The organism is Rhizobium sp. BK619, assembly GCF_014195245.1.
Lineage (GTDB): Bacteria > Pseudomonadota > Alphaproteobacteria > Rhizobiales > Rhizobiaceae > Rhizobium > Rhizobium acidisoli.
In genome coordinates this window covers 98,529-120,479 of record NZ_JACIBH010000002.1, presented here as the reverse complement: position 1 = coordinate 120,479, position 21,951 = coordinate 98,529, and the positions used below count along the sequence as shown (strand labels likewise).

The following is a 21,951-nucleotide window of genomic DNA, read 5'->3' as shown; positions in this document are numbered from 1 at the left end:
GAGCGGGTGAAAAATTGGGAACGGACCTGCATGCGCCTTTGGGCCGCAACCGCAAAGCCGGCAGCCGGCGCCCGGGTGTTCTGCGCCTCGGCCGCATCGCCGCCAGTCTTTGTCTTTTCGCGATAGGCGGCTTTTCCCTCTATACGGCGTTTCGCGGCGATGGGCTCGAACGCACCAAACCGCCGGCCGAACAAGCCGCAACGCCCCCCTCCGATACCCTTCAACCACCGACGACGACCGCCAACCAGCCGGCGGACGGCATGCCGCGCGCCGAACCGCGCTCGGGCGCAAATGTCGAACAGATGGTCACCGGCGACGGCTCCGTCGTCACCAAATACAGCCCCCGCCCGCGCGACGGCAGCGGGCCGGTGCTGGTCGACGCCATGCAGATCGGCCAGGATCCACGCATGGCGGCCCAGCCGAATGAAGCGCTGCTCGAAGACACCCCTTTCGGCAGGCTGCCGATCGTCGGCCCCGATGGCCGACGGCCGATGGATCAATATGCCCGTCCCTCGTCCAGCGCGCGTGGCGTCCGTATCGCCATTGTCGTCAGCGGTCTCGGGCTCAGCCAGACCGGGACGCAGCGCGCCATCGCCGAATTGCCAGAGGAAATCACCTTCGCCTTTGCCGCAAGCGGCAACAGCCTGCAGCGCTGGATGCAGGAAGCCCGCCGCGGCGGCCACGAGATTCTGCTGCAGGTGCCGCTCGAGCCTTTCGATTACCCGGCGAATGATCCCGGCCCGGAGACGCTGCTGACCACAAAACCCGTGGCCCGCAATATCGAGAACCTGCACAAGGCGATGGGCGAGATCACCAATTACACCGGCGTCATGAATTATCTCGGCGGTCGTTTCCTGTCCGATTCCACCGCCATGGAACCGGTCATGCGCGATATCGGCAAGCGCGGCCTGCTGTTCCTCGACGACGGCACCTCGGCGCAGTCGAAGACGGCTGATGTCGCCAAGGGAACCGAACTGCCCTATGCCTTCGCCGACCTGCAGCTCGACGGCCAGCTCGATATCAACGCCGTCCTGAAGAAACTCGACGAGCTCGAGCGCATCGCCCGCACGAACGGCCAGGCGATCGGCGTCGCCTCGGCTTTCGATGAAAGCGTCGACGCCATCGCCAAATGGAGCGAGGAGGCCGCGATGCGCGGCATCGAGATCGTCGGCGTCGCCGCCCTTTCCACCGATCCCCGTAACCCGTGAAAATAATTCCCGAGAATATTCCCGAACGGAGAAAAAGATGAGCCAGGCGACCGTGAAAGCCGAGGATCTGCCCTATCGCCCCTGCGTCGGCGTGATGATCCTGAACCGCGCTGGCCTGGTCTGGGCCGGGCGACGCATTCCCGACGGCAATTCGGAATATGACGGCTCGCCGCAGCTCTGGCAGATGCCTCAGGGGGGCATCGACAAGGGCGAGGATCCATTGGACGCCGCCTACCGCGAACTCTACGAGGAGACCGGCATCAAGACGGTGACCTTGCTTGCCGAAGCGAAAGACTGGATCAACTATGATCTGCCGCCGGCACTGATCGGTATCGGGCTGAGGGGAAAATTCCGCGGCCAGACGCAGCGCTGGTTCGCCTTCCGCTTCGACGGCGGCGACAGCGAGATCGCCATCAACCCGCCGCCCGGCGGCCACGAGCCGGAATTCGATGCGTGGGAATGGAAGCCGATGCAGGAACTGCCCAGCCTGATCGTCCCTTTCAAGCGGGCCGTCTACGATCAGGTCATCGCCGAATTCCAGCATCTGGCGACACTGCAATCGGAAGACTGATCATGCCGGAGTGACGCCTCCGTTTGCGCTCGGCAAGCGGGAGAAGTTCCGGCCGCCCAAAGGCGGCCGGCATCTCGTGGGAGCTTATTCTGCCTCGTTGGCGGAATCGGCGTTGAGCTGGCCGTATTTGCTCTCGCCGATTTTCCCGAGCAGATCGAGCTGCGTTTCGAGGAAGTCGATTATGGCCTTCCTCATCCATCAGCAGCTCTTCGAAGAGCTTCATGGAAACGTAATCGCCGGCTTCGTGACAGATATCGCGCGACTTCTTGTATGCTGCGCGGGCGTCGTATTCGCCGGCAAGATCGGCCTCCAGCACTTCCTTGACGTTCTGGCCGATGCGCAGAGGTGCTAGGGTCTGCAGATTGGGATGGCCTTCAAGGAAAATGATGCGCGCAACAAGCCGGTCGGCATGATGCATCTCTTCGATCGATTCGGCGCGCTCCTTCTTGGCGAGCTTGGTGTAACCCCAGTCCTCAAGAAGACGATAATGAACCCAATATTGATTGACTGCCCCGAGCTCGAGGAACAACGCCTCGTTAAGCCGCTCGATGACTTTTTTGTCGCCTTTCAATGTCCGCTCTCCTGTTTTCCTCATGGAATTGTTTCAAGCGGGACATGAAATCAAATATTTCGGTCTCCGTCGAGTGGCGACGGGCGTGATATTCCTCGGTCGTCTGGATAATGATGTCGACGACATTGGGGAAACAGCCGCAGCAACGGCCGCGTTTTTCCATAGCGTGATAGACCTTCGCCGGCACGATAAGCTGCCAACAGTCTTCATCGAGAAGATTGGTGATAACCTCCCGGATTTCCTTGTCGGTTATATAATTGCAGCTGCAGACAAGCACGTCTTCATTCCAAACATGACACTGACTATCGTGTTTTCTGCTAAAGAAGATGGTGGCTGTCAAGAAAAAATTCGAGCCCCGCTTCATCGGACGCGATGTCGGAATGACAAGCCAATGCATATCGTCCTGGATTATGCAGTGCTTCCAGGGTGATGACCCCATCAGGAAAATGACGGGGACCGGACGATCCTGATCGATGCCCACGCATTTTAATGGAAGTTGCGTCCGCGCGGCATCACCTCGGCGGTTTCCGTTGCGCCGGAATTGCGGCCTGTGGCCACCATCCGTTTTTCCAGCTCCGCTCTCTCCTGCGCCTGCGCAAGCTTTCTCTGCCGCTGATCGACACCGGGACTCAGCACTTCGTCTGCCCGCTCACAGACGCCGAAACGCCGGGCCTCGCGTTGCAGAATGCCGAGCGCCGGCGTCATGTCCTCGATATGCTCGACGACCGTATGGATCACGCCGCTCTGGCTTTGCAGTCTGCCGCGGATTTTCACCAGCCGGGCGCCCATCACGACCGAGCGGTATGTGTCGAAGATTTTCGGCCAGACGATCGCATTGGCGACGCCGGTCTCATCTTCAAGCGTCATGAAGATCACACCTTTGGCCGACCCCGGCCGCTGGCGCACCAGCACAAGGCCGGCGATCGTCACCCTACGCCCGTTTGCAACCGTCAGCAGATCGACATTGCGCGTCACACCCGCATGCCGCAATTCCTCGCGCAGGAAGGAGACCGGATGCGCCTTCAGCGACAGCGAGAGATAACGATAGTCCTCGATGACCTGCTCTCCCGGCAGCATTTCCGGCAGCTTCGTTGCCGGTTCGGCCTGGAGATCGACATGACGGGCCTGTTCGAAAAGCGGCAGCTCCTCGGCCGCGCTCTTCACATCCAACGCCCGCACCGCCCAGAGCGCGTCACGTCGTGAGAGCCTCAGGGATTGGAACGCATCCGCATCCGCCAGTCGCTCGATGACGGATTTCTGCAGGCCGGACCGCAGCCAGAGATCCCGAACGGAACCGTAGCCTTTGCCTCGATTTTTGACGAGCAGCTCCATCTCCTTATCCGAGACGCCCTTGATCTGCCGGAAGCCGAGCCGCACCGCGTGCCGGGCCCTGATGATCCCGCGCATCTCGCGGTGGCGGAAATCGACGGCACTCGGATCGAAAGCGGCCTCTTCCAGACCGCAATCCCAGTCGGATTCGTTGATGTCGACCGGCAGGATTTTGACCCCGTGCTCGCGTGCATCCCGCACCAGCTGCGCCGGCGCATAAAACCCCATTGGCTGGGAATTCAGCATCGCCGCGCAGAAGACGTCGGGATAATAGGCCTTGAGCCATGAGGAGGCATAGACGAGCAGCGCAAAGGAGGCGGCATGGCTTTCAGGGAAACCATATTCACCGAAGCCTTTGATCTGGCTAAAACACTGCTGCGCGAATTCCCGAGCATACCCTTTTGAGGTCATTCCCTCGATGAACCGCGTCTCGAAATTGCCGATCGTGCCGGTTCTCTTGAATGTCGCCATCGCCCTGCGAAGCTTGTCGGCCTCTGCCGGTTTGAAGCCTGCAGCAGTAATGGCGATCTGCATCGCCTGTTCCTGAAACAGCGGCACGCCGAGGGTTCTTTCCAGAACCGCTTTCAGCTCCTCACTCGGATATTCGATCGGGATGTTCTTGGCCCGCTGCTCCCGGCGCTTCAAATAGGGATGCACCATATCGCCCTGGATCGGTCCCGGCCGGACGATCGCCACCTCGATGACGAGGTCGTAGAACAGTTTCGGCTTGAGGCGCGGCAGCATGCTCATCTGCGCCCGGCTCTCGATCTGGAAGACGCCAAGCGTATCGGCCCGGCCCATCATCTCGTAAACCGGCCTGCCTTCCTCCCCATGTTCCCTGTTGCCGAGATCCGCCAGCGTCTTCTTCACGCCGTAATGCAGTTCAAGCAGCGAAAACCCCTTCCGCAGGCAGGTCAGCATGCCGAGCGCCAGCACATCCACCTTGAGGATCTTGACGTTGTCGAGGTCGTCCTTGTCCCATTCGATCATGTAACGATCCGGCATCGCCGTCTTCATGATCGGCACCACCTCGTCGAGCCGGTCCCGCGTGATGACGAAACCGCCGACATGCTGGGTGAGGTGGCGCGGGAAGCCGAGAAGCTCGGAGGCATATTTCAGCACGTTCCTGGTGACCGGATCCTTGATGTCGAGACCAGCCGCCTTTGCATCCCGCTCGGAGAGATTGTCCTCCGACCAGCCCCAGACGAGGCTGCTGATCGCCGACTGCACATCCTCCGACAGACCGAAGGCCTTGGCGACTTCGCGGCCGGCTGAACGGGTGCGGTAGGTGGTCACCCCAGCCGTCAGCCCGGCATGTTCTCTCTTGTAGTTTCTGTAGATGAACTGGATGACCTCTTCGCGCCGATCATGCTCGAAATCGACATCGATATCCGGCGGCTCGTCACGGTCCATCGAAATGAAGCGGTCGAAGAGCAGCGTGCTCTTCTGAGGATCGACTTCCGTAATTTCGAGGCAATAGCAGATGACCGAATTTGCCGCCGATCCGCGCCCTTGGCACAGGACCTTGAGGTCATAACGGGCGTGATGGATGATCCTGTGAACCGTCAGAAAATAGGAGGCATAGTTCTTATCGCCGATGAGTTTTAGCTCATAATCGATCTGCTTTGCCACCTTGGCCGGGATACCCTCGGGATAGCGCCTTGCCGCTCCCGCCCTCGTCAGCCTCTCGAGCGTCTCCTGCGGCGTTTCGCCGGGATCGTTTTCAGGCGGATAATTATGCTCCAACTCCTTCAGCGAAAAGGTCAACCTGCCGAAGAAGACCTGGGTATTTTCGATCGCACCAGGATAGTCCCGGAAGATCCGGACCATTTCACGTGAATCCTTGAGGTAGCGCTCGGCATTTGGCGCCAGCAGGAATCCGGCTTGCGCGATCTGCACATGCTCCCGGATCGCAATCACCACATCCGAAAGCGGCCGGCGTTCGGGATGGTGGTAAAGCGGCTGGTTGGTCGCAATCAGCGGCACGCGATTGCGCGCCGCAAGCATGGCAAGCACCGCAAAGACCTGCCTGTCGCGGCCGTCATAGGCTGGCGCCAGCGCCATGAAGAAATCCTTGCGGAACCGTCTGCGAAACCGTTCCAGATAATCTTCCAGCGCCGACTGGCCCTCCTGATGATCGACAAGGGTGCGATCAGGAACGAGTGCGAGCATCATCTCGTCCCCCCATTCCATCAATTCCGCTTCCGTCAGGATGCAGTTCCCCTTGACCGCTTCTTCCTTCAGATTGCCGGCGCTGAGAAGACGGCAGAGATTTGCCCAGCCCCGCCGATTGCGTGGGTAGGCGAGGATATCCGGCGTGTCATCTGAAAAGACCAGGCGGGCGCCCGGCTGAACCCGGATGGGCTCGAGGATCTCTTCCCGTTTCCCTTCCTTCTCCGCCTGGGCCAAGATCGCATCTCTGTTCCTGTATCTCTCCTCGAGCTGCAGCGCCTGCGCATGCGCCCTGACCACGCCGGCAACCGAATTCCGGTCCGCAATGCCGAGACCGCCGAGTCTGAGATGAGCGGCTTGCACGACCATCTCTTCCGGACCGGAGGCGCCTTCGAGAAACGAAAAATTCGTCCTCACGCCGATCTCGAAAAATGCGGACCCGCTCTTCATGCAAACACACCGTGCATGAACCAGCGAGGATCGAGTTCGCGGCCATAAAAACCGCGGCGATAGATCCAGAACCGATGTCCGGTCTCGTCCTCGATGCGGAAATAGTCGCGCGCCTCGGCGTCATCCCCATCGATCCACCATTCCATGGCGATCCGTTCCGGCCCTTCGCTTCTTGCCACCTGATGCTGCAAGCGCCGCCAGCGGAAAATCTGCGGCGGACCATCGGGCACTTCGGCAAGCATGATCTCAACCGGCTCCGGCGTGGCAAAAAGCCGGAGCGGGCGCTCTTGGCGGAAAGGAAGCTGGATGTCCTGCGCCGCCTTCCGCCTGGGAAGACGATCCATCACAGGAACGGTGATGACCGCGCGTTCCGGCACATGGCTCTCACGCAGCTGGAAGCTTTGCAGGCAATCCGCACCCAGCCGGGCCGAGACCCGATCGACGAAGGCCGAAAGCGAAATCTCGCCCTGACGGTCGCCCTCGAAATCCGCCTGTGCCTCGTTGAAAGGATCATGCCGCAACACATTCAACCGCAGGATTTCGAAACCATAGCCGGCATCGAGATCGTCATAAACCGCCTGCAATCGCTCGGAAAAAAGCCCGGCAATGAATTTTGGTTCGCGAAGCGGCTGCGAAGCGGCGACGGCGATACGAAAGACCCTGCCATCGACGCGGAACAGCACCAGTTCAAACGCCCGCCCGCCGACCCCCCGCGTCTCCAGCGACGGCTGCAGCGACATGGCGACCTGCCGGGTGACGGCAAGGATCTGTTCTTCCGTGCCGATCGGCTCGATCAGGCGGCTTTCGGCCGAGAGGCTGGCGACCGGACGCCGCGGTGAGACCGGCTCCTCCTCGCGTCCCAGCGCCTGGTCGAGACGCAGAAGCAGTCCCGGGCCGAACCGGCGGGTCAGCGGCGCGCGCGGTGCATCGATGACGTCGCCGACATATTTCAGGCCGAGCTTCCTCAGCGCATCGACGGTTTGTCCTTCCAGCCGCAAGGCTGCAACCGGCAAGGACATCAGCACCTGCTCCGTCTCCTCGTCTTCGATCACCCCGCCTTGCCCGAAGCGCGACGCGGCCCAGGAAAGACCCGGTGAGGATGAGATGGCGCCCCGCGCATCGATCCCCATATGAAAAAGCCGCGACAGCACATCCTTGAGAAGCGCCTTTTCCCCGCCGAAAAGATGGGCGCAGCCGCTAATGTCGAGAAACAGGCCGTCCTTGCCGTCGAACGCCACCAGCGGCGTATAACGGTCGCACCAGTCGGCAATGGCCTCCAGCAACCGCTGGTCGGCTGCCGGATCCTCTTCCGCGACCTCGAGCGTCGGGTACATGGCGCGCGCTTCGGCAACGCCCTGATCCTTTTTCAGCCCCAGCCGCTCGGCCAACTCGTCCAGCGCCGTCAGCCGCATGGCATTGTTGAGCTTGCCGGAACAGACGATAGGCGGTGCCTCAGGACGCCCTGTCGAACGCCAGGAGAGCCCCCATCGCCTGCGGGCGATGCGGTCCGTTGGCAGATGCGGAAAGCTGAGCGCCAGAATACGCTGACGGCTCGCCTGGAGGACGAACGAGGTTTGGCTCGGCGACAGGGAGAAATTCGCGTTCATGGGGGTTCCACTCCAGAAAAAAGCAGAGCGGGGCCGGATTGCGGCCCTTCTCCAGCGTGAGACGGAAAATCGGATTGCCGATACTGCCGGAAAGCTTCGATTCCCCCGGCAACGGCCGCAGAGCGGATGGAGCCGGTTCGACATGCAGACGGAAGGCCGCGCTGCTTGCCTCCTCCGCCCCGGCCTGGCGGACAAGAAAGAGCGGACGGCGGGCAGCCCGCGCCCTGAGACTGAGCCTGCGGCTTTCGGTCAGGCCGAAATGGGCGGGATTGCCGCGCACTTCGAAGATGACGGCCGAGAAGGCAGCGCTTTCCACCGCGGTCTCCACCAGCCAGAGCGCCTCGTCCAGCTTGCGCGGCGCCGCATGGAGAAACCGCTCCGGGCTCAGCCCGAAATCTCGCAGCCCGGGAGCATAGGGACGACCGGCCTCCAGCGTGCCGACGGCATCGCCGATCCAGAGCAACGGCAAAAGCCTGCCGGTATCTGCTTCCTGCTTCTGCAACCGGGCGGCGACAGCCATCGCCAGCCCGCTTGCCGCACCGGCATCACGCGACAGATCGGAGCGGAATTCGGTGATCGCATCGAGCGGCAGGCCGCCTTCCAGCGCATCATCAAGACATTCCACCCCAAACGCCAGCGGCGGCAGACTACGTCTCGAGGGTGTCTTTCCACCCTCTGCCAAGGCTTCCCGCTCCGCTGCCGCAAGCGCCGGCGCGGGCTTTCCCTCCAGTCTGGCGATGGTTTCGCGGAGCGCAAAAAGCCGCTCGCGCGCCAGGGCGTGCTGCGCCATGGCGTTCTCCAATCTGTCTTGTTCCTGTTATGTTCTTATAGATTCCAGAGAGCTAATGAAGAGTCAACGGCCATTTTCTATGAATTTATTCCTGCCTTTGATTCCGCACTCGAAAATCGGCGAGAAAGGTTCTATATGGCCCGCAAAGGAAGGAATATTCATGGCCCGCATAGACCAGAGCGATGATTGGCGGGACCGCCATGCGCCGACGATCAGCACCTTCGAGTCGCTGGCCATGGAGGCCTATAGCCATCTGCCGGATGAGTTTCGCCAGCTGACGACCAACCTCACGATCGAGATCGAAGATTTCCCCGATGACGATGTTTTCGAGGACATGGCGCTGGAAACCCCTTTCGATCTTCTCGGTCTTTTCGAAGGCAGGGGTATTTCCGAGCGTTTCACGCTGGAAACCGGCGAGATGCCGAACCGCATCCGTCTCTACCGGCGCCCCATTCTCGATTACTGGGCAGAGAACGACGAGACGCTCGGCGATATCATCACCCATGTCCTGATCCACGAGATCGGCCACCATTTCGGGCTGAGCGACGACGATATGGAGCGGATCGAGGCAAGCGCCGAGGAAGCCGCCGAGCGCTAGCGTAATCGGCCCGAAAATCGGAATCGATTTTCGGATAGCACGATGCGTAGATTCAAACTGTTACAGCGTCCTTTGCGCGTCTGATAAGACGCGCGGCGCTGTAATGCATGTCGCCCGGAAGTGTGCAGCGGTTCCGGGATAACGACATGCATAAAACAAAGAGCTGAAGCCGTGCTTCCGGCAGCACGCGTTATTGCTCGGAGAGCTTTATCTCCGGATGGTAATCCTTGCCTTCGACCGTCTTGACGACGGCCTGGCCGCACTGCATCGCGCCGGTTGCGGCATTGAAGGCATAGGTCGGCGAGCCCTCCAGCGACCAGCCCTTGTTGAGGGCGGCGGTGACCTTGTGGCAGAAGGAAGCATCGTCGGGACCGGTCAGGAAGCGGTAGAGTTTCATCAGGCGGGCTTTCTTGCAGAAATCAGGCGAGCTTTATGAACCAGAGCTTCGGCTTGGACAAGATGCAGCCGCTCGATCATCCGCCCGCCTGAATTGATGACATTCAGCCCGTCGGAAGCCGGATCGGCAAAGGCAGCGATGATCGCCTCCGCTTCCGCAATCGCTGCCGGATCCGGGCCGAAATGCCGATTGGCGGCCTCGATCTGCGTCGGATGGATCAGCATCTTGCCGGCAAAGCCCATGGCCCGGCCTTGCAGGCATTCGGCATCGAAACCCTGCTCGTCCCTGAAATCGTTGAAGACGCTGTCGATCGCATCGAGCCCGTAGGCGCTGACCGCCAGGACGACTTGCATCAGCCACGGCACGAGATAGGTTCGTCCCGGCTGCGGCAGGACGCCTGTTTCCTTGCGCAGATCGTTGAGCCCGACGACGAGGCAATCGAGCCGCGAGCCCGGCGTGCGGCCGGATTCGGCGATCGCTCCGGCATTCAGCACGCCACGCGGCGTCTCGATCATCGCCCAGATGCGCAGTTCCTCCGGCGCATCCGCATCGGCGAGCAGATCGCCCATATCGGTGATATCCCGAGGTCCGTCGATCTTGGGAAGAAGAACGGCGTCGGGCACAAGCGCCTTGACCAGGTCCAGGTCCGCCGGCCCGAATTCGGATGACAAAGAATTGATGCGGATGATCCTTTCCTTGCCCTTAAGCGGCGAGCCGGCAAAAAAGGCGCGCAGATTTTCCCGCGCTTGTTCCTTCTTCTCGGGCGAAACGGAATCCTCCAGATCGAAAATAACCGCATCGCAATCAAGCGAATGGCTTTTTTCGAGCGCCCGGAGATTGATGGCGGGCACGCTCAGCACCGAGCGGCGCAGATTTAACGAACGGCGAGGGATGGTTTGGCTCATCGATCATTAGTGCCAAGCTTCGCAAAGCCCGGCAAGACAACAAAAAGCCATGCTTGCCTTGCAGAGAGGAAAAAGAAGGACCACATTCCTTTCCGAAGAAAGGTCTAAAACCCATGCAGAACATTCGCTCCATCTTCTTCATGCTTGCCGGCGCCACCGTTTTCGTGGCCATGTTGCTTTTCACCTTCTCGGTGACGCTTGCCGTCGGCGGCATCCTGACCGTGCTGATGGTCGGACGTGCGCTATCGATGAAGATGAAGCCCGCTCCGGTGCGCGCCAAGGCAAACAATGGCCAACGCGAAATGCGCATCTGGAACGACGGCCGCGGCACGATCATCGATCTCTGAACGGCTCACGCTTAAAAAACCTGACTGACACTGTCGCATCATGCTTCCATCATACGTCTTAGAAGCAGCCGGGCATTCTGCCGGCGCTTCAAAACGAATGGAGGACGAGCATGGATGCGACGGAAAACAATCCGGTCAAGATGCCGCCGGTCAAGAATGGCCTGCTGCCCTATCTGACGGTCGGCGGCGCTGTGAAAGCCGCGGAATTCTACAAAAAAGCTTTCGGCGCCGAAGAAGCCTATATCGTGCCGGTCGACGAGAGCGGCCGGACGATGCATGTGCATCTCTACATCAACGGCAGCTCCCTCATGTTGTCGGATGCCTATCCCGAATACGGCCATCCCTTCAAAGGCCATGAAGGCTTCGCCATCCAGCTGGTTATCGACGATATCGATTTCTGGTGGGATCGCGCCGTCGCTGCCGGCGCCGAAGTCGTCATGCCGGTCGAACTGATGTTCTGGGGCGACCGCTACGGCCAGCTTCGCGACCCGTTCGGTGTCCTCTGGGGCCTGAACGCACCGACCAAGTAACGGCACATACGCAGAGGGCAGGCCGCGCGAAACGTCGCGTGGCTGCCATTTTTCAAAGATTCTCCTTCATTTCGGCAGAAAACTGGACTAGATGCAAATTCAGGAAAGTAGATTTGCTGAAATGGAGCATGGGTCATGGATAAATTCGTGAAGCTCACCGGCGTTGCTGCGCCGCTGCCGGTCGTCAACGTCGACACCGACATGATCATTCCGAAGGATTATCTGAAGACCATCAAGCGCACCGGCCTCGGCACCGGCCTTTTCGCCGAAGCCCGTTATCACGAAGACGGCTCCGAAAACCCCGATTTCGTGCTGAACAAGCCGGCCTATCGCGATGCCAAGATCCTGGTTGCCGGCGACAATTTCGGCTGCGGCTCCTCGCGTGAACATGCTCCGTGGGCGCTGCTCGATTTCGGCATCCGCTGCGTGATCTCCACCAGCTTCGCCGACATTTTCTACAACAACTGTTTCAAGAACGGCATCCTGCCGATCAAGGTCAGCCAGGAAAATCTCGACAAGCTGATGGACGACGCCTCGCGCGGCTCCAACGCCATCCTCACCGTCGATCTTGAGAACCTCGAGATCACCGGTCCCGATGGCGGCTCGATCAAATTCGATCTCGACGAGTTCAAGCGCCACTGCCTGCTGAACGGCCTCGACGACATCGGCCTGACACTTGAGAAGGGCAAGGCGATCGACAGCTTCGAAAAGAAGAACGCCGCTTCGCACCCCTGGGCCGCTTAAGCGCTCTCCAATAAATTCTCGATCAAGCCGGGCCTTCGCCCGGCTTTTTCTTTGATCAGAGAAACTTCTCTTTCCAGAGCCTCAGCTTTTCGAGCGACACGCCGATGCCGCCGCAGACTTCGATCAGCGGATTGTCAAAGCGGGCAAGCAGCCCGGCATGCACATCGGCAACGGCAAGTGCTGCACCGCAGGCCGGCTCGACCAGAATGCGCTGCGCATCGGCAAATTTCAGGCAGGCGGCAACCGCATCGGCGTCGCTGACGAGAACGCTTTCGATCGGATGCTGTTTCGGCAGATCGAAGACATGCTGCGCCACCTGCCGCGCCCCGAGCGAAGTGGCAATCGAGGTGATGGCAGGCAGGGTGATGCGCTCGTTTGCCTTGAGGCTTTCATGGAGCGAAGCCGCACCCTCGGTTTCGACGGCGATCACCGGCACATCGGCAAGCCCATTGCGCTTCAACCCCTCGACAATGCCGGCAAGCAGCCCGCCGCCGCCGACGCTGGTGATAACGCAATCGAATTTTGCACCCTTCGCCACCACCTCGTCGATCAGCGTCGCATGACCATCCCACAGAAGCGGATGGTCGAAGGGATGCACATAACTCGCCTTGCGGCTCTCTGCGAGTTCGACCGCATGGGCATTGGCTTCATCGAAAACCGACCCATGAACGAGGACATTCGCGCCGGTTGCGGCGATCGTCTGCCGGACATTGGCGGCCGTCGTTTCCGGCACGACGATGGTGACCGGCACGCCGAGCGCCTGGCCGGCATAGGCCGCGGCAATACCGGCATTGCCGCCGGAAGCACAGAAGATCTCGCGCGCGCCCCTCTCCACCTCGTGCTGGCAAAGCCGTCCGACGCCGCGCAGCTTGAAGCTGCCGGAAGGCTGCAGCGCATCGAGCTTCAGCCAGAGCGGTTTGCCGCTGGCGCTGTAGCCAGGCGCTGTCTGAACCAGGGGCGTGTCGAGGTGGAGGGGTGCGAAAAGCATGGCAAACATCCGGAGACATAAAAGGTAAGACGCTGTTCTAGCCTGTTTGCAGGCACAGGAGCAATCATCACGACCGAGAGCGAAGCGTACCGATTCACCTCTTCTCTCGCTTGAAATGCCCATTTCCGGGGTCTAAGAAACCGCAATGTTTTTCCCAGGAGGGTTTCATGACTGTGCGCAATCTTTTCCTGCTGCCGGGTGACGGCATCGGTCCCGAGGCCATGGGCGAGGTCCGCAAGATCATCGCCTATATGAACGAGGCGATGGGTGCCGGTTTCGTCACCGACGAAGGCCTTGTCGGCGGCTCCGCCTATGATGCGCATGGCGCGGCGATCTCGGAAGGCGACATGCAGAAAGCGCTTGCCGCCGATGCCGTTCTCTTCGGCGCCGTCGGCGGTCCGAAATGGGATAGCGTTCCCTACGAAGTCCGCCCGGAAGCTGGCCTCTTGCGCCTGCGCAAGGACCTGCAGCTGTTTGCCAACCTGCGTCCCGCCATCTGCTATCCGGCCCTGGCCTCGGCCTCGTCGCTGAAGCCGGAACTGGTCGAAGGCCTTGATATCCTGATCATCCGCGAGCTGACCGGCGGCGTCTATTTCGGCGAGCCGAAGGAGATCATCGATCTCGGCAACGGCCAGAAGCGCGGTATCGACACCCAGGTCTACGACACCTACGAGATCGAACGCATCGCCGGCGTCGCCTTCGAAATGGCCCGCACCCGGCAGAACCGCGTCTGCTCCATGGAAAAGCGCAACGTCATGAAATCGGGCGTGCTCTGGAATCAGGTGGTGACCGAAACGCACAAGGCGAAGTATTCCGACGTCCAGCTCGAACATATGCTGGCCGATGCGGGCGGCATGCAGCTGGTGCGCCAGCCCAAGCAGTTCGACGTCATCGTCACCGACAATCTCTTCGGCGACATGCTCTCCGACGTCGCCGCCATGCTGACCGGCTCGCTCGGCATGCTGCCGTCGGCCTCGCTCGGCGCGCCTGACGGCAAGACCGGCAAGCGCAAGGCGCTCTACGAGCCGGTGCACGGCTCGGCCCCCGACATCGCCGGCAAGGGCATCGCCAATCCGATCGCCATGATCGCCTCGTTCGCCATGTGCCTGCGTTACTCCTTCAATTTGGTGAAGGAAGCCGACGACCTGGAAAAGGCGATCGCCAACGTGCTCGACAAGGGCATCCGCACCGGCGACATCATGGCCGATGGCGCAAGGCAGGTCGGCACCGTCGAGATGGGCGATGCGATCCTTGCCGAGTTCAAGACGCTTTCCGCCTGATATATTTCACGTGAAACAGTATCCGGCCCTTCGCATTACAGATGCGGAGGGCTTTTTCATCGAGCGTCGAGAAGCCGCAGCCCACTCGGCCGAATTCTCGGAAACGGACTATTCTCGGCCACAATCTCGTGTATTTTTGCGCCGGATTTCAGCGAGCGCATATCCCGGTGATAAGCGCGCCCCTGACGCGTCTTTCGGGCGCGCGGCGCTCAGGGCGAATTCGAACGGACGATGGCAATGCGGGCATTTTGGGCTTCCCTGGACAGGCGCTGGCGCCGGAGTGGCGTCGGCATGCCGCCTTTGCGTTGGCAGGCCTGCCTGTTCATCACGCTCAATGCCGTGATCCTCTCCATGCTGCTCTTCGATGCGCCGATCGGCGCCAGCGAAGTTCCCGCGCCGGTGAAGCATCTCGGCGAGATGATGACCGGTTTCGGCGATTCCGCCTGGCTGATCTTTACCAGCATCCTGCTGTTCTTTCAGGGCCGGGCCGGCTACAAGCTCGTGAAGACGGCCCGCTCCAAGGCGCAGGCGCTCTATGTCAGCTGGATCGGCGCCTATCTCTTTGCCACGGTCGTCTTCTCCGGGCTTCTCGCCAATCTGCTGAAACGGGCGATCGGCAGGGCGCGTCCCGATCATTTTCACGACTACGGCATGTTTTCCTTCACGCCTTTTTCAGGCCACGCCGCTTTCGAAAGTTTCCCCTCCGGCCACTCCACCACGGTCGGGGCCTTCTTCGCCGCTTTTGCCCTGCTGTTTCCGCGCTACCGCGTTCTCTTCATCGCCGGCGCCATCTGGCTCGGCATGACGCGTGTCATGGTCGGAGCCCACTATCCGAGCGACGTCATTGCCGGCCTTGCCTTCGGCGGCTGGTTTTCGCTGCTGACGGCGATCGTCTTTGCCCGCTGCGGCCTACTCTTCAAACTGGCGCCGGATGGCTGGCCGATTGCGAAGCACTTCTTTCCCGACATCAAAAAGCCCGGCGCCTTGTAAGCGCCGGGCCATTATCTAAAGCGCTGAAGCGCCGCTCAGTCCATGGCGTGGATATCTCTGTTCTTCGTTTCCGGCAGGAAGATCAGGCCGATCACCAGGGTGATCGACGCAAAGACGATCGGGTACCAGAGACCGTAATAGATATCGCCCGCGGCAGCGCTCATCGCGAAGGCCGTTGCCGGCAGCAGGCCACCGAACCAGCCGTTGCCGATGTGATAGGGCAGCGACATGCCGGTATAGCGGATGCGGGTCGGGAAGAGCTCGACCAGCAGAGCGGCGATCGGGCCGTAGACCATCGTCACATAGAGGACGAGCACGAACAGGATTGCGATCGTGCCGATCCAGTTGACGCGGGCGGGATCGGCGGTCATGGCGAAGGTGCCGCCATTGGCGACGTTGTAGACCGCCATGTCGGTGACGCCGTTGGCCTCATCCGCCGTCAGCAGCTTGGTCTCGACCAGCTTGGCCGCCGGCATGGTTTCCTTCTCGCCGGCACGCACGGTATCGGCATTAAGCGACAGTTCCGGATTGGCTGCGATGAAAGCATCGAGCTTGGCATCCGGCACCTTGGCGGCGGCGCGCTTCAGGGGATAGCCGGCATCGTGGAGCGCGATGTTGACGCCCTTTTCGAAGGCGGCGGTCATGCCCTTGGCCTTGTCGCCGGCGGCAACGACGTCGAAGCTCGGGATCGTCTCGTTGCCGACCTTTACCGTTGCCGGCTGACCGGCCGGACCGGGCACAACGTCATAAGGCACCGAGTTCTTTGTCAGGAACGCCGTCGCCACGTCGCAGGAGCTGGTGAACTTCGACGTGCCGGTCGGATTGAACTGGAATTTGCAATCCGCCGGATCGGCCGTAACCGTTGCCCGGATCGAGGCCTGTGCTTCGGCAAGCGCCGGGTTTGCCGTCCAGGTCATCGCCTTGAACAGCGGATTATAGGTCACCGCCGCAATAAGAAGGCCTGCCATGATGATCGGCTTGCGACCGATCTTGTCGGAGAGACCGCCGAAGATGACGAAGAACGGCGTAGCGAGGAAGAGTGCGATGGCGACCATGATATTGGCCGACTGCAGGTCCACCTTCAGCACGTTCTGCAGGAAGAACAGGGCATAGAACTGGCCGCCGTACCAGACGACCGCCTGGCCCATGGTGGCGCCGAGAAGCGCGATGATCGCAATCTTGGCGTTTCTCCATGTGCCGAAGGCTTCGGTCAGCGGCGCCTTGGAGCCCTTACCTTCCGCCTTCATGCGCTGGAACGCCGGTGATTCGTTCATCTTCAGGCGGATCCAGACGGAAATGCCGAGCAGGACGACCGAGACCAGGAACGGAATGCGCCAGCCCCAGGCGGCGAACTGAGCCGCGCCCATCAGATATTGAACCAGGACGATGACGATCAGCGACAGGAACAGACCGAGCGTCGCCGTCGTCTGGATCCATGAGGTGAAGTAGCCGCGGCGCCCGTTCGGCGCATGTTCGGCGACATAGGTTGCCGCACCGCCATATTCACCGCCCAGCGCCAGACCTTGGAGCAGGCGCAGTGCGATCAGGATGATCGGGGCTGCGATGCCGATGGTGGCGGCACCCGGCAGGATGCCGACGAGGAAGGTCGACAGACCCATGATCATGATCGTCACCAGGAAGGTGTACTTCCGGCCAACCAGGTCGCCGAGACGGCCGAATACCAGCGCGCCGAACGGGCGCACCAGGAAGCCGGCGGCAAAGGCGAGCAGCGTGAAGATGTTGCGTGTCGCCTCGGGATATTGGGTGAAATAGGTCGCGCCGATATAGGTGGCGAGCGAACCATAGAGATAGAAATCATACCATTCGAAAACGGTTCCGAGCGAAGAGGCGAAGATCACCTTCTTCTCTTCGCTGGTCATCGGACCGGCCTTCGCGCCGTCGATGCTTGCGACATTTGCCATTGTCTGTCCTCCACAGAGTGATGAGCACGCGCGCGACCTACTCTCCTCAAAGCAGACCCCTGGCCGCGACACGCCTGACGAGAGTGTGCCAGAAACGGCAGGTCAAAAAGAGAGATGCTTTGGGATTATGACTTTAGTCTAATGGCAACGCGCCGTGGCAGGCAGCCGAGTCGTCAGCCGGCCTGGTTACGCTCTCAGCGCCTGCGCCGGCGATTGCCGGTAGGCGAGCACCGCCGGCAGTGCGGCCAGAATTGTGGCGAAGGCAAGCAGCAGCGCCGCAAGCCCGGCGTCTTCACGGGCGAAACCGACCGGCATGGCGATCCCGCTCGTCTGAGAGAACATGCCGGACAAGATCAGCGCCGCAGCATAACCGAAGGTGAATCCGAGCCCGATGCCGACGGCCACCAGGAAGAAGAATTCCAGCCAGACGATGCCGAAAATCGCGCCGCGCGGGGCGCCGAAGGCCCGCAGCGCGCCGATCTGGCGGCGGCGTTGGCCGATATGGATGACCGTCACCAGCACCAGCGAGGCAGCGAGGCAGCGAGGCAGCGAGGCAGCGACGAGCGCTTGCGCGCCGGCGGCGACCGCAACAAGAATCTGTTTGGCGTCGCCGAGCGTGCCGTAGAGATTGGTCAGCACTTCGCCGGGGAAAACGGCGACGGTATTGCCGCTGCGATACTCCTGCCGCAGCTTGTAGGCGTCGGCGATCGTCTTCGGTTTGACAAGGATGGCGGGAAGGCCGGGAGCATCCGCAGCCCATTTCTCGTCGATTACGGCATCCGGGTCGATTTCGCCGTGATGCTCATGCGCATCGTGGCCGGCGCCTTCATGCTCATGATCGTGTCCGACCTCGGCTTCATGCGCCTTCGCCCCCAGACCATGGATATGCCAGACGGCCTGGATCGGAACGAGAATGGCCCGGTCCCAGGCAGTGCCGGTCGGCCGGAGGCGGCCGGCGACGTGATAGACGAGTTCGGTATGCGTCTCGCCGCCTTCTTCCGCCGACCCATGCATCGGCTTCACTTCGCCGCCGAGCGGCAGCTTGACGGCGGAGCCGATCACCGCTTCTCCCTCACGGGCGAAAACCTTGCCCTCGGCAAAGCCGCCGGACAGGTTCTCCGCCAACGTCACCGTCGTGCCGACGATCGGATAGCCGGAGAAGGAATCGCCGAAGCCGATCGGCGCGGCCCAGCCGACGCGGGGATCGGCGGCAAGCCTGGCCAGCACGTCGCCCGGCATCAGTGGCAAAGGCGAGGGCTGCAGGAAGACGGAGGACAGCACGAGCTGCGTCTCGCTGCCGCCGGCGCCGATGACGAGATCGAACTTGTCGGCGGCGCGCGCACTGCCGAGACGAAGCGCCCGCTCCTGCAGCACGACGCAAACGCCGAGCGCGGTCGCAAGCGCCACCAGCAGCACGACCACCAGCGACCCCGCCCAGAGGCGACGCAGATCGGAAAGGATGAAGCGGATCATGCAGCCTCTCCCGCCGTTGCCGCGGAATCGTCGCTGATCCGGCCGGAACCGAAGGTGATGCGCCGGTCGAGGCGGCCGGCCAGGCGCTGGTCGTGTGAAACGACGATCAGCGTGCTGCCTTCGGCAATGGCGAGATCGAGGATGAGATCGCCGACAGCCTCGCCGCTCTCGGCATCGAGGCTCGCCGTCGGTTCGTCGGCAATGATGACGCCGGGCTTGCGCAGCAGCGCCCGGCCGATCGCCACGCGCTGCATCTCGCCGCGCGACATGGTTTCGATCTTCTGGCCGGGGCGCGAAAGGCCGACCGTGCTCAAAAGCGCATGCGCCCGCTCGATGACATCAGCCGTGGCGGCACCCGCAAGCCGCGCCGGCAAAAGCACATTCTCGAGCGCCGACAGGCCGGGGAAGAGATGAAATTCCTGCATCACCAGGCCGATATTGGCGGCACGGAACCGGTCACGCCGGCTTTCGGAAAAACCGGCAATATCCTCGCCGTTCCACCGGATGCGACCCTGGCGCGCCCGCTCCAGCCCGGCAATAATATTGACGAAGGTGCTTTTACCGGAGCCGGACGCGCCTGTAATGGCGACCCTGCTGCCGGCATCGATCGACAGGCTAGTGATTGCCAGCGCCGGCGAGGACAGACCCGGGAAGGTGACATCTAGGTTTTCGATATCGAGAGCGAGCATATCGGTTCAGACGGCGGAATATTCGGCCTGGCGGATACGCAGCAGGCTGACGAAGCCGGTGTCCGGGTCCGTCCAGGAACCATATTCCAGCGTACCATGCACTTCGATCGTCTGGCGCGGCTGCACGAAGGTCTGTTTCTCCGAGAGATAGACGACGACGATATTATCAGGCCAGTCGGCATCCGAGGAGCAGAAGGGGCAGAGCGACATCGGCACCTCGGTGAGCACGAAGAACTGCGCCTCAGCTTTCAAAGGCGGCGCCATGAAGCCCTTCATGCTGATTTCTTGGCCCGCGAGCCGCTTCACCTTGTCGGAGAATTCGAGGCCGAGCACGCCGAACTTGCCGTAGAGGTCGTCAAAGGAGAGCGAAGCATCGCCGGCGCGAACGGCGGAAGCGGTAAAGGGAAGCGCAACGGCGGCGCTGATCAGCCGGCGGCGGCTGAGATGCAGCGAAGAAAATATGTCCATGGCGACCTCCAGGAAACAAATCCCGGCCGCTGGAACGGCCGGGACCATGATCGACGAAAGTGGCAAGGCCGGCAAGCGGCCTTGCGGGGATCGGCTTAGGATCAGTTCGTCTGCTTGGCGCCGAGAGCGAAGGTGTCGGCGAGCACGCGATAGACGTCGCTCTGTTCCATGTAACCATGGAATTCTTCCGAACCGGGACCAGCCGACTGCAGGACGACGTCGTCGACCGCATGGACGCCGCTGTCGCCGGTCTTCGGAATATTGCCCTGAACGAAGACCGCGCCGGGAACATCCTTGTACTGCTCGTTGGCGACATATTCCTTCTTTTCGTTCTGGACAGCCGGAACGAATGGGCCGTCGAGCTTCGGACGGAAGGTTTCGTAGTGGTCAGGGCCATTGTTGGCGCTCAGGAACAGGCGGCGGCTGACGTCGATCTTGTCAGGGTAACCGTCGCCGTTTTCGTCCTTGTAGTTCGGGAAGCCGGCTTCCGCATAGGTGCCGACCTTTTCGCGCATTTCCGTGCCGGGCTTGTCGTCATCGACGGTGCCGATGATCGATACACCGTGGGTGTGGTCGCCGGTGACGACGATCAGCGTGTCCGGATGAGCCTTCTGGAATTCGCGGGCAACGCCGATGGCCTGGTCGAATTCGATGGTTTCGATGACGGCGCGATCCCAATCGAGCGGATGGGACATCTTGTCGATCGAGGAACCTTCGACCATCAGGAAGAACCCGTCCGGATTCTTGGAGAGGCGGTCGAGCGCAACCTTGGTCATAGCGACGAGACCCGGCTGGTTCGGGAACTTGTCGACGGTGCCCTTCTTCAGGAACTCGCGATCGAGCGTGACGTCCATATTGCCGGTATGAAAGAGACCGAGGAGATTGCCTTCGGCCGATGCATTGGCGGCGAGCTCGTTCTTGTCGGTCGCAAGCTTATAGCCGGCATCCTGGAACAGCTTAATGTAGTCCTGGTTGTCCTTGCGCTTGGAACCGGGAACCTCTTTGCCGAGGAAATAGGCCGAGCCGCCGCCGAGCAGGACTTCCGGCTTGACGTCGAGCAGCATGCCGACGACATCGGCCTTGTCGTTGCGGTTGCGGGTATGGGAAACGACGGCAGCCGGCGTGGCGTCCTCGACTTCAGCCGTCGCGACGATGCCGATCGACTTCTTGGTCGTGCGGCGGACGGCTTCCCCGAAGGTTTCGACACGCGGGTCATCGAGCGAGGCCGGCGTACGGTCGGCGTAAACGCCGATCGCGTTGACGGCCGTCTTGTGGCCCGTCATGAAGGCCGACATGGTGTTGGCCGAGTCGGTATCGACCGCATTCGTCGCCGAGGTGCCGATAAAGGCCATACGCTCGAGATCGTCCATGTTCAGGCGGCCATTCGCCTTACCTTCGGTCATGCCCTTCGACATGATGCGCGCCGCGGTGCGGTGCGCAACGGAAAGACCGTCGCCGAGCAGGAAGATGATGTTCTTGGCTTTCGGCTGGCCAGCGGTTTCGTAAACGTTCCAGGTGACGGACTTCGTTTCGTCGCCGGCGGCGACCTCGACCTTATAGGCGCCCGGAGCGGAGATCTTCAGGCCGCGCAGCAGAAGCGCGGAGCCGAGGGCCTTATCCTCTTTGCCCTTTTCCAGTTCGATGAACTGCGCTTCGCCGCCGAGGACGGTCTTGTAGTCCTGGCCGTTGACCGTGATCTTCACGTCTTCGGGCTTGACCTGCTTGTTGAGTTCGACCTTGAAATCGAACGGCGAACCGGCAAGAATCGTCGCGCGATCGAGCGGATAGACCGTCGTCGCCTGAGCGGCGCCCGCAAGCATGGTGGTGGCCGCAAAAGCGGCAAGAAGCGTACGCATGGAAAACCCCCGTTTTCGTTGCAGACTTTGAGAACCCGGCCGGGATACCTGCCGAGGATGACAGCG

The 21,951-nt window shown here is 61.4% G+C and carries 20 protein-coding genes and 1 pseudogene; 8 read left to right on the top strand and 13 right to left on the bottom strand.

Translation table 11 applies throughout. The features are described 5' to 3' along the window. Positions 1 to 14: 14 nt before the first annotated feature. On the top strand, positions 15 to 1,208 hold the full coding sequence (locus FHX14_RS03965; RefSeq protein ID WP_184376370.1) for a divergent polysaccharide deacetylase family protein: 1,194 nt from the start codon (positions 15 to 17) through the stop codon (positions 1,206 to 1,208). 37 nt (positions 1,209 to 1,245) lie between these two features. Further along, positions 1,246 to 1,779: an RNA pyrophosphohydrolase gene (locus FHX14_RS03960; protein ID WP_184376369.1), complete on the top strand. Its 534-nt coding sequence runs from the start codon at positions 1,246 to 1,248 to the stop codon at positions 1,777 to 1,779. Positions 1,780 to 1,863: 84 nt separating this feature from the next. Here the strand turns inward: FHX14_RS03960 and bfr are convergent. The 5 genes and pseudogenes from bfr to FHX14_RS32970 all read right to left on the bottom strand — a co-directional run bounded on the left by bfr (position 1,864) and on the right by FHX14_RS32970 (position 8,698). Beyond that, positions 1,864 to 2,350, bottom strand: a pseudogene (gene bfr, locus FHX14_RS03955) (bacterioferritin). Continuing rightward, a complete protein-coding gene (locus FHX14_RS32975) occupies positions 2,316 to 2,714 on the bottom strand; it encodes a (2Fe-2S)-binding protein (RefSeq protein WP_082366254.1) in 399 nt (132 codons plus the stop codon). The pseudogene bfr and the gene FHX14_RS32975 overlap by 35 nt, the downstream one beginning before the upstream one ends. A gap of 122 nt (positions 2,715 to 2,836) precedes the next feature. After that, positions 2,837 to 6,301: an error-prone DNA polymerase gene (locus FHX14_RS03945; protein ID WP_184376368.1), complete on the bottom strand. Its 3,465-nt coding sequence runs from the start codon at positions 6,299 to 6,301 to the stop codon at positions 2,837 to 2,839. Beyond that, on the bottom strand, positions 6,298 to 7,743 hold the full coding sequence (locus FHX14_RS03940) for a DNA polymerase Y family protein (RefSeq protein WP_348649231.1): 1,446 nt from the start codon (positions 7,741 to 7,743) through the stop codon (positions 6,298 to 6,300). Before FHX14_RS03940 ends, FHX14_RS03945 begins: the two co-directional genes overlap by 4 nt. Before the next feature lie 10 nt (positions 7,744 to 7,753). Further along, positions 7,754 to 8,698, bottom strand: a complete 945-nt coding sequence (locus tag FHX14_RS32970; protein ID WP_246713351.1) for a hypothetical protein — start codon at positions 8,696 to 8,698, stop codon at positions 7,754 to 7,756. A gap of 160 nt (positions 8,699 to 8,858) precedes the next feature. Between FHX14_RS32970 and FHX14_RS03935 the strand changes: the two genes are divergently transcribed. After that, positions 8,859 to 9,296 carry a metallopeptidase family protein gene (locus FHX14_RS03935; protein WP_003589582.1) on the top strand — a complete coding sequence of 146 codons (438 nt, stop codon included), beginning with the start codon at positions 8,859 to 8,861 and terminating at the stop codon, positions 9,294 to 9,296. 190 nt (positions 9,297 to 9,486) lie between these two features. Here FHX14_RS03935 and FHX14_RS03930 read toward each other — a convergent pair whose 3' ends face one another. Further along, on the bottom strand, positions 9,487 to 9,693 hold the full coding sequence (locus FHX14_RS03930) for a DUF1737 domain-containing protein (RefSeq protein WP_003589581.1): 207 nt from the start codon (positions 9,691 to 9,693) through the stop codon (positions 9,487 to 9,489). Further along, positions 9,693 to 10,598: a CoA ester lyase gene (locus FHX14_RS03925; protein WP_184376366.1), complete on the bottom strand. Its 906-nt coding sequence runs from the start codon at positions 10,596 to 10,598 to the stop codon at positions 9,693 to 9,695. The genes FHX14_RS03930 and FHX14_RS03925 overlap by 1 nt, the downstream gene beginning before the upstream one ends. Positions 10,599 to 10,711: 113 nt before the next feature. Here FHX14_RS03925 and FHX14_RS03920 point away from each other — a divergent pair, with 113 nt between their 5' ends. The 3 genes from FHX14_RS03920 (at position 10,712) to leuD (ending at position 12,219) form a co-directional block, all read left to right on the top strand. Beyond that, a complete protein-coding gene (locus FHX14_RS03920; protein WP_003589579.1) occupies positions 10,712 to 10,945 on the top strand; it encodes a hypothetical protein in 234 nt (77 codons plus the stop codon). A 110-nt stretch (positions 10,946 to 11,055) separates the two neighbouring features. Further along, complete coding sequence (locus tag FHX14_RS03915; protein WP_003589578.1) at positions 11,056 to 11,475, top strand: glyoxalase/bleomycin resistance/extradiol dioxygenase family protein; 420 nt, start codon at positions 11,056 to 11,058, stop codon at positions 11,473 to 11,475. Between the two features lie 135 nt (positions 11,476 to 11,610). Next, positions 11,611 to 12,219 (top strand): 3-isopropylmalate dehydratase small subunit, encoded by a 609-nt coding sequence (leuD, locus tag FHX14_RS03910; RefSeq protein WP_003589577.1) that lies wholly within the window; start codon positions 11,611 to 11,613, stop codon positions 12,217 to 12,219. Positions 12,220 to 12,274: 55 nt separating this feature from the next. On the opposite strand, the gene FHX14_RS03905 is transcribed toward leuD, so the two are convergent. Continuing rightward, a complete protein-coding gene (locus tag FHX14_RS03905; RefSeq protein WP_184376365.1) occupies positions 12,275 to 13,207 on the bottom strand; it encodes a pyridoxal-phosphate dependent enzyme in 933 nt (310 codons plus the stop codon). A gap of 167 nt (positions 13,208 to 13,374) precedes the next feature. On the opposite strand from FHX14_RS03905, the gene leuB reads away from it, so the two are divergent. Together leuB and lpxE are read left to right on the top strand one after the other, a co-directional pair. After that, positions 13,375 to 14,487, top strand: coding sequence for a 3-isopropylmalate dehydrogenase (leuB, locus tag FHX14_RS03900; RefSeq protein ID WP_183692439.1), 1,113 nt, complete (start codon positions 13,375 to 13,377; stop codon positions 14,485 to 14,487). A 237-nt stretch (positions 14,488 to 14,724) separates the two neighbouring features. Further along, a complete protein-coding gene (gene lpxE / locus FHX14_RS03895) occupies positions 14,725 to 15,477 on the top strand; it encodes a lipid A 1-phosphatase LpxE (RefSeq protein WP_184376364.1) in 753 nt (250 codons plus the stop codon). Positions 15,478 to 15,512: 35 nt separating this feature from the next. On the opposite strand, the gene FHX14_RS03890 is transcribed toward lpxE, so the two are convergent. From FHX14_RS03890 to FHX14_RS03870, 5 genes are all read right to left on the bottom strand, one after another. Continuing rightward, a complete protein-coding gene (locus FHX14_RS03890) occupies positions 15,513 to 17,399 on the bottom strand; it encodes an MFS transporter (RefSeq protein ID WP_054182288.1) in 1,887 nt (628 codons plus the stop codon). A gap of 186 nt (positions 17,400 to 17,585) precedes the next feature. After that, the gene (locus FHX14_RS03885; RefSeq protein ID WP_184376363.1) at positions 17,586 to 18,872 is read right to left on the bottom strand and encodes an ABC transporter permease; all 1,287 of its coding nucleotides are present in this window, start codon (positions 18,870 to 18,872) and stop codon (positions 17,586 to 17,588) included. Next, on the bottom strand, positions 18,869 to 19,561 hold the full coding sequence (locus FHX14_RS03880) for an ABC transporter ATP-binding protein (RefSeq protein ID WP_184376362.1): 693 nt from the start codon (positions 19,559 to 19,561) through the stop codon (positions 18,869 to 18,871). Before FHX14_RS03880 ends, FHX14_RS03885 begins: the two co-directional genes overlap by 4 nt. Before the next feature lie 6 nt (positions 19,562 to 19,567). Further along, a complete protein-coding gene (locus FHX14_RS03875) occupies positions 19,568 to 20,029 on the bottom strand; it encodes a hypothetical protein (RefSeq protein WP_184376361.1) in 462 nt (153 codons plus the stop codon). A 101-nt stretch (positions 20,030 to 20,130) separates the two neighbouring features. After that, positions 20,131 to 21,885, bottom strand: a complete 1,755-nt coding sequence (locus FHX14_RS03870; RefSeq protein ID WP_184376360.1) for an alkaline phosphatase — start codon at positions 21,883 to 21,885, stop codon at positions 20,131 to 20,133. Positions 21,886 to 21,951 lie beyond the last annotated feature (66 nt).